General features: G+C 70.5%; 4 protein-coding genes. All 4 read right to left on the bottom strand.

Annotated elements, in window-relative coordinates; genetic code table 11:
* Nucleotides 1-169 precede the first annotated feature (169 nt).
* The gene (locus SSP24_RS26140; protein ID WP_141312144.1) at nucleotides 170-1,075 is read right to left on the bottom strand and encodes an anti-sigma factor family protein; all 906 of its coding nucleotides are present in this window, start codon (nucleotides 1,073-1,075) and stop codon (nucleotides 170-172) included.
* On the bottom strand, nucleotides 1,072-1,797 hold the full coding sequence (sigM, locus tag SSP24_RS26135; protein ID WP_141312143.1) for an RNA polymerase sigma factor SigM: 726 nt from the start codon (nucleotides 1,795-1,797) through the stop codon (nucleotides 1,072-1,074). Before sigM ends, SSP24_RS26140 begins: the two co-directional genes overlap by 4 nt.
* A 27-nt stretch (nucleotides 1,798-1,824) precedes the next feature.
* Complete coding sequence (locus tag SSP24_RS26130; RefSeq protein ID WP_141312142.1) at nucleotides 1,825-3,558, bottom strand: protein kinase family protein; 1,734 nt, start codon at nucleotides 3,556-3,558, stop codon at nucleotides 1,825-1,827.
* Nucleotides 3,559-3,698: 140 nt separating this feature from the next.
* Nucleotides 3,699-5,987 (bottom strand): murein biosynthesis integral membrane protein MurJ, encoded by a 2,289-nt coding sequence (gene murJ, locus SSP24_RS26125; protein WP_141312141.1) that lies wholly within the window; start codon nucleotides 5,985-5,987, stop codon nucleotides 3,699-3,701.
* Between the last annotated feature and the right edge of the window lie 13 nt (nucleotides 5,988-6,000).

Here is a 6,000-nt window from a genome sequence, read left to right as displayed (position 1 = left end):
CGGCTTGATTCCTCGTCTCTGGACTGCGTCGTTCGACCGGTGGGAGCCCCTCTCAGACTCTCACCCCACCCAACGGATCCTAAGGGGCTCGCATTCCCGCTGTGTCCGGGCACACGGGAGAGCCGTCCCGGGAGCGGATAGTGCTCTCAAGCGGGAGCGGTTAGTGCTCTCAAGGCTGCTTGTAGGAATGCTTCAGCAGAACCTCGGCCGAGGCGGAAGGCGAGTCCTTCACGCAGGTGGCATTGACGAGGTAGGCCGTGACCCGTGAGGGGTCCGAGGTGTCGGGCATGACCACGAGCAGGGCGGTCGCTCCCTTATATGTGCCGGGCTCGGTCGCCAGAGCCTCGTCGTCGCGTCCGATGCCCTTCTGTACGCACTCGGGCACCGGGACCGTGGGCCTGGTGAGGATGCGGGGACCGTCGGAGCCGGACTCCTCAGGGAGATCACGTGGGGTGCGTTGGCCACCGGACTCCTCGGTCTTGGCGAGGAGGTCCGCGACCTGCTGCTCCAGCTTCCCTTCGGAGAAGGTGTCCGCGGCCGCGGACGGCCGCTTCTGGGCGGTGGTGCCCTGGTCGCCCTCAAGGGAAGACACCAGGAGGGAGGCCAGCCCCAGGGCCCCGACGGAGAGGACGGCTCCCAGGACGGCGACCCTGCGGCGCCCGCCACGCTTGCGCTCCTTGCGGCCCGGTCCGGTGGTGGAGGTGCGGGCACGACCCGAGGGGCGATCCGCCGGGGTCGATGTTTCACGTGAAACATGCGCGCCGTCGCCCGCGCGGGCCGCTTCGACGGGTGCCGGGGTACTCACCGCGTCGGGCGCCGTGGCACTGAGCAGCGCCTCCGCGGCGAGCGCGGCGTCGATCCGCTCGGCGACGTCGGCGGGCATGCGAGCAGGGCCCGGCAGCGTGCCGAGCATGCCGCGGATCTCCTCCAGTGAGGCGAAGACGTCCGCGCAGAGCTCGCACTCGTCCAGATGGCGTCGTACGTCCGCGGTCCGGGACGGGGGGAGCAGGCCTTCGGTGAGGTCGGAGATCTCCGTGACGTCCGGGTGCCCGGCCGTGTCCGTCGTGGAAGTCACGCTCGCCCACCTCCGCCCTTCACAGCAGCTGAATCGCTTGGCCCTGCATTCCGTGGGCCCGCATCGTGCGGTCCCGCTGCCGGTGGGACGGATGTCCCCTGCGTCCGGTTCCGTCCAGCGGCCGGCTGTTCCTCGTCAGCGGAGTTTTCCGGTCGCAGATGGGTGAGCAGCGGCAGGAGCCTGGCTCTGCCGCGGGCGCAGCGGCTCTTCACGGTCCCGGTCGGCACGTCGAGGACGCGGGCGGCCTCGGCGACCGGGTAGCCCTGCATGTCCACCAGGACGAGGGCCGCGCGCTGCTCGGGTGGGAGGGTGCCGAGCGCTTCGAGGAGCTGGCGGTGCAGATCGTTGCGCTCGGCGGGCGCCGAGGCCGACTCGTGCGGCTCCAGCAGTTGCTCCAGCCGCTCGGTGTCGTCGACGGGGGACGTCTTCCGGGAGGCTGCCTTACGGGCGCGGTCGAGGCAGGCGTTCACCGTGATCCGGTGCAGCCAGGTCGTGACGGCCGACTGGCCGCGGAAGGTGTGGGCGGCCCGGTAGGCGGAGACGAGAGCGTCCTGGACCGCGTCAGCGGCCTCCTCGCGGTCGCCCAGCGTCCGCAGGGCGACCGCCCAGAGCCTGTCGCGGTGCCGCCGCACGATCTCACCGAAGGCGTCGGGGTCGCCTTCCACATGCCGGGCGAGCAGATCCTGATCGCTCGCCGTCTCGTACCCGGCGCCTTCCGCCATCGGACCCCCTCCCCCTTCGGTGAGACGTCAGCCCGTGAACTTCACGTCGGTGACGGCCTGCTTGTAACCGGCGCCGCTGTAGCCGTCGGTGGGTGCGTTCGGCACTGCCGTGATCCACAACAGCACGTACTGCGTCTTCAGTGACTTCGACGCGTTGACCGTCAGAGAGGTGCCGCTCGTGGTGGCGGTTCCGATCTCCTGCATTCCGTCGACCCCCGTCGAAGGGGTCAGCGAGTCGGTCGCATAGAGATGAACCGTCGTGTGGTCACCCGGGTACCGGAGCCCTATCGACGCGGCCGAGATCTCCTGGGACGAGCCGAGGTCGTAGACGATGCCCACGCCGGGCTTGTAGGGAGCCAGCTCCGGACCGTCGTTGTAGCGCTTGGTGCGCCAGAAGGTCGAGCTGTCGTCGTCGTAGGTGCGGCCGACGTCTTCGGGGGCCTGGGCCTCGCCGCTCGCGATGTACTCCTGAGCGCCTTCGATGGTGAGCGGCTTGGCGGTCGGCTTCTTCTCCGCGGAGCTCTTGTCGTTTCCGTCCGTGGTCTGCGACTTGTTCGGGTCGTCCGACTGAGTGCCGCGCTCCATCAGGGCGTCCGCGAGCTGCCAGCTGCCCAGCCCCAGCGCGGCGATGAGCAGCGCGGAGACGGCCCACTTCAGGGCCTTGCCGGTACGGCTCTGCAGCGGGGGCGGCGGGGACGACACCGGCTGGGTGACGCCGGGGTGCGGTGCGGGGCGGCCGTAGGTGCCCTGCTGGTACGTCGTGCGCTGGTAGTCCGGCGGCGCGGTGAACGCGGGCTCCGGCGGGCGGATGCGGGGCATCTCGCCGATCGCCTTCACCAGCTCCTCCGGCGTCGTGCAGGGGGACTCGTGCCGTGAGGCGGTCGCGCCGTCGTTGGCGAGCGCGCGCATGGCGAGCTCCGACAGGCCGCGGTGGACGCCGGCGCGCACCTGATCCGGGGGGATGAGGCCGACGTCCTTGGGCAGCCCCGACAGACCGTAGGCGTCGCTCTCGTACGGCCAGCGCTGGGTGAGCGAGGCGTACAGCAGGGCGCCGATCGCCTCGGTGTCGGTGCGCTGCGGGGTGTCGGAACTAATGCCGCGCAGAGCGGCGTTCACGGCCAGGCCGCGGATACGCCACTGCCCGGTGGACGTGCGCAGGACAGCGTTGGGGTTCAGCCGGAGATGGGCGAGGCCCTCGCGGTGCGCGGCGGCCATGGCGGCGGAGACCTGACTGACCATCTGGTAGGCGTCGTGCGGCTCCAGGCACCCGGAGGACAGGAGCGTGGTGAGCTCCGTCGCGTCCGGCAGCCACTCGTGCACCACGTACACCAGGTCGTTCTCCTCGACGGCGTCGAGGACCTGGACGAAACGGGGATCGCCGAGCAGCGCGGAGGAGCGGGCCGCGGCCAGCACGGAACGGGCCCGGGAGTGGTCCGCGGGCAGGACATGCACGCCGACAGCGCGGCGCAGCTTCTCGTCCACCGCACGCCAACTGCTGAAACCGTCCAGACGAGTGACACAGTCCTCGAGTCGGTAGCGTCTGGCGAGCTTGTGACCGCTGTGCAGTTCGGGCGGCGAGGCCTTCGCTCCGGAACCCTCGGTCCCGCCACTCCCCTGTGCCTCGTCGTGTTCCGTGTCCCGCTCCAGGTTCTTGGCCACCCCGTCGGCCGTGGACTGGTCCGCCTGGTCCGCCTTGGCGGTCAGCGGCTCGTCGCCGCTGTTGTCTGCCACGTCGACGGCAGCCGTGCTCCGTTCCGCCACCGTCGTTCCTGCCTCCCCATCCATAGCGCGCCGGCCGAACTCCGTTGCGCGCCGTCCGACGCCGAAACCAATTGTGCCCACAGTCCGCCGCTATGCACGACACGCGGTGGCGGACGATGGTTGTGCGCGTACCCCCCGATTCAGCGGCCCAGACGCCCTCGGACCATTCCGACGAGCGAGTTCAGCTCCTCGATGCGCATACGGCGGGCGGCGATGTAGAAGACGCCCAGCAGGACGGCTCCGCCGGCCACCAGCGCGGCGAGGGAACCTGCGACGCCCTGGCCGAGCGCCTGTGTGACGTAGTAGCAGGCCGCGCCGCTCAGCAGCGCCGCCGGCACCGAGGCGATGCTCAGGCGCGCGTACGTCCGCATCACGCGGGCCCCGTCCAGATCGCCGCCGAGCCGCTTGCGCAGCCTGCGCCAGGCGACACCGACGCCGATCACGTAGGCGAGGCCGTAGGAGGCGGCCATGCCGACGACGGCCCAGCGGGCGGGGACGACGAAGTAACACAGGGCCGAGGCACCGGCGTTGACGGCGGCCACGATCACCGTGTTGTAGAAGGGAGTGCGTGTGTCTTCGTACGCGTAGAAGGCGCGCAGGACGACGTACTGCACGGAGTACGGAATCAGGCCGAGGCCGAAGGCCATCAGCATGTAACCCATGTTCGTGGCCTCGCTGCTGCCCGAGGAACCGAACATCAGCGTGCACATCGGGATGCCGAGTGCGAGGAAGCCGAAGGCGATGGGCACGATCGCCACTGCCGTCGTTCTCAGCCCCTGAGAGATGTCGTCGCGGACGGCACCGGCGTCGTCCTCCGCCGCGGATCGCGCGAGGCGGGGCAGCAGGGCGGCCATGAGGGAGACGGTGATGATGGCCTGCGGAAGCCCCCAGATCAGCTGGGCGTTGGCGTAGGCGGCGAAGCCTGTGCCGTCGACGGGCGAGTCCTTGCCGGCCGCGGTGGACAGTTGGGTGACGACCAGTGCTCCCGCCTGGTTGGCGAGGACGAACAGGACGGTCCACTTGGCGAGCGTCACGGCCTTGCCGAGGCCGTGGCCCTTCCAGTCGAAGCGCAAGCGCAGCTTGAATCCGGTCTCGCGCAGGTACGGGATCATTGCCAGGGCCTGTACGACGAGTCCGAGCAGTACCCCGATGCCCAGGAGCCGCTGGCCCTCCGGCGGGATGTTCGTGACCTTCATTCCGGAGTGTTCGGCCGTGCCGTACACCCACAGGAACATGCCGAGCGTCACGATGATGACGATGTTGTTCAGGACCGGGGTCCACATCATCGCGCCGAAGCGACCGCGGGCGTTGAGGATCTGACCCATCACCACGTGGATGCCCATGAAGAAGATCGAGGGCAGGAAGTAGGTGACGAAGGTGACGCCCACCTCGTTGGCCGCCGGGTCGCTGGCGACCGCGTCGGACAGCAGACGGATCAGCAGCGGCGCGCCGAGCACGGACAGGACCGTGAGCGCGCCGAGTGCCACCATGACCAGCGTCAGCAGTCGGTTCGCGTAGGCCTCGCCGCCGTCCTCGTCCTCCTTCATGGCCCGCACGAGCTGCGGCACGAAGACCGAGTTGAGGCCACCGCCGACAGTCAGGATGTAGATCATGGTCGGCAGTTGGTACGCGACCTGGAAGGTGTCGCCCAGCAGGCCGACACCCAGCGCCGAGACGATCATCGCTGACCGGATGAACCCGGTCAGCCGGGACACCATCGTGCCCGCCGCCATCACGGCGCTCGACTTCAGCAGACCCCCGGCCCGTCCGCCCTTGGCCGGTGCGGCGGGGGCCGGAGCGGGCTCGGCGACGGGTCGCGGAGGGGGCGCCTGGTACTGATCGGCGGGCGCCTGGGCGCCGCCGTACTGACCCTGCGCGTCGTGCGTTCCCTCGTACTGTCCCGCCGGGCCCTGCCCGGTGGCCGGACTCGGAACGCCCGGGTAGTCCATCGGCGGACGGACGCCGGTCTGCTGCTGATCACGGAACAGGTGCGCGAAGGCGTCGGGCTCGTGGCGCTGGTCACCGGACTGGGTGACCAGATCGTCGACGCCCACGTACTGGGTCGTGCGGGGGTCGTCGCCGTACGGCAGGTGCTGCGTGGGACCCGCCGGCTCGGGCGCCGGCGTCTGGGCCCACACACGCGGGTCGGGCGCATACGGCGACTGGGGCGGCTGGGCGTACAGCTGCTGCGGCGACGGATACGTGCCCGGGGGCGGCGGCGGGTGCGCGGCGCGGTCGTAGAGCGCCTCGGTGACCGGGTCCTGGGCGGCGAGGTCCTGCGCCCGGTAGGGGTCCTGCTCGTAGGCGTCCTGGAGGTACATGTCCGCGGGGTGCTGCGGCGGCACCTGGCCGTGCTCGGGCGGCGGGCCCTCGGGGTAGCCCGAGCTGCCCGCAGCCTGGCCGCGGTCACCGTCGTACGGCGCGTTCATGGTTACCCCACCT

The sequence above is a fragment of the Streptomyces spinoverrucosus genome, assembly GCF_006539505.1.
In the GTDB taxonomy this organism is placed as follows: domain Bacteria; phylum Actinomycetota; class Actinomycetes; order Streptomycetales; family Streptomycetaceae; genus Streptomyces; species Streptomyces spinoverrucosus.
This window is presented reverse-complemented; position numbering and strand designations above follow the sequence as displayed.